Source organism: Dysgonomonas mossii (genome assembly GCF_004569505.1).
Classification (GTDB): Bacteria; Bacteroidota; Bacteroidia; order Bacteroidales; family Dysgonomonadaceae; genus Dysgonomonas.
Genome location: NZ_SPPK01000083.1, coordinates 1 through 429, shown reverse-complemented (window position 1 = coordinate 429; position 429 = coordinate 1). Strand labels below are relative to the sequence as shown.

Annotated in this window: 1 protein-coding gene; it reads left to right on the top strand. The window is 65.5% G+C overall.

What is annotated here, in order from left to right; all coding sequences use genetic code 11:
* Positions 1-429, top strand: a 429-nt coding sequence (locus tag E4T88_RS18060) for a site-specific integrase (protein ID WP_221411825.1), incomplete at both ends; no start/stop codon positions are given.

The following is a 429-nucleotide window of genomic DNA, read 5'->3' as shown; positions in this document are numbered from 1 at the left end:
ACGCACGAGGAATACCGGGAGGTGTTCGCCGCGGCGAACGCCCGAATCCGGCTGCTGATGGAACTCACCTACCGGACTCTCCAGCGGCCCGAAAGCGACATCATCAATTGGACTGCGGCCATTGCCGCCCGCGACCCGCACACGGGCTCGCGGATCTTGGAGTTCGTGCAGGCCAAGACCGGCAAGCGGGTTCGGATCGCCATGACCGAGCAGATTGAGCTGCTCCTACTGCGGGCGGTGGGGGCAAATCCGAAGCCGGAGCAGCCGCTCGTCCGCACCCTGAAAGGCGAGGCTTACACGTACTCCGGCATCCTGAGCATGCTCTCCCGCACGATCGCCAAGGCGAATGAGGCGCGCGCCCGGAAAGGCCTGTCGGCCATCGCGCCGTTCGGATTCCGGGACTTGAAGGGCAAGGGCGCCACGGATATG